We start from the raw sequence: 1,093 nt of genomic DNA, 5'->3' as shown, positions 1-1,093 counted from the left end.
AAGGGGTATCCACTTAGCTCCAGTGACACCCTTATGCTGGATAAATAATCAGTGTTTGATGGTATCCCAGCGGTGCCAACAGTCAAGCCTTTTTCACCACATCGCGGTACGTCACCGGCGCGGTCACGACCGCTTGTTGCAGCAACCGATAGAACAACATGCCGCGCGAGTTGGATGTGCGGCGATTGAAGCGGAACACGAACTCATCCAGGTAGGCGTCCAGGTGTTCGGGCTGCACCGAGCCATGGTGAGTACCCAGAATCCAGCGTTGCACCAGAGCCGCCACCCGATGCACGCCCGCCATCGAGACATGAGCCGGCACGTCGGACCCGAGCATGACCGTGCGCTGATGGACGAAGCCCAGGTCTTTCAATGTCAGGTAGGCAGCCGAGCCGTCGGTACGCACCTGTGCGCCAGGCACGATGACCTCCTGCACGAACGGAATCACACAAGCGGCGGAGTCGTTGGCAATGCGGCGCAGGCGGATGCGACCGAATCCCTTGGGGTCCAGCATCTCCACGGCCATGACCACCAGCACCTTGCTCGTGCTGCTCTTGCGCCCTTTGGGTGAGATGGGGTTTTGCCTGTCCGTGATGGCCAGATAGGTCTCGTCAACTTCGACCAGCCCTTTGAGCTGTTCGCGGCCCGGTCGAACCATGGCGCGACGCAGTCGGTGCAACATGGTCCAGGCGGTCTGGTAGCTGCCCAACCCCAGCACACGCTGTAGGCCCAGGGCACTCACCCCTTGCTTCTGATTGGTCAGGTACCAGGCTGCGGCCAGCCAGACGCGCAGAGGCGTACGGGTCTTATCGAAGATGGTGCCAGCGGTGACCGAGCTCTGGTGTTGGCAACTCGGGCACATCAGCCGGATACGGCTGGCGCGATAGGCCTCGCCGACACAACCGCAGCGCGGGCAGACAAAACCCTGGGGCCAGCGCAGCCGCTCCAGGTAGGCCAGGCACGCGTCTTCCGTGGCAAACCAGTCGAGGAATTCGTTCCAAGTCTGTGGGTAGTCTTTTCCGGGTGCTGGCGCTAAAGTATGGATATCCATCCAGTTATTTTGCACTGACTGGAGCTAAGTGGATACCCCTTA

At 60.6% G+C, this 1,093-nt stretch carries 1 protein-coding gene; it reads right to left on the bottom strand.

Annotated elements, in window-relative coordinates:
- Positions 1-82 precede the first annotated feature (82 nt).
- A complete protein-coding gene (locus QUA62_RS29245) occupies positions 83-1,051 on the bottom strand; it encodes an IS1595 family transposase (protein ID WP_333408290.1) in 969 nt (322 codons plus the stop codon).
- Positions 1,052-1,093 lie beyond the last annotated feature (42 nt).

Source organism: Microcoleus sp. MON1_C1, from assembly GCF_036701945.1.
Taxonomy (GTDB): domain Bacteria; phylum Cyanobacteriota; class Cyanobacteriia; order Cyanobacteriales; family Microcoleaceae; genus Microcoleus.
Note: the sequence above shows the minus strand (reverse complement) of the source record. Positions and strands in the feature narration are given on the sequence as shown.

Excerpts from the sequence above, each read along its gene's own strand:
- QUA62_RS29245 (WP_333408290.1), bottom strand. The coding sequence starts at position 1,051 with ATGGATATCCATACTTTAGCGCCAGCACCCGGAAAAGACTACCCACAG.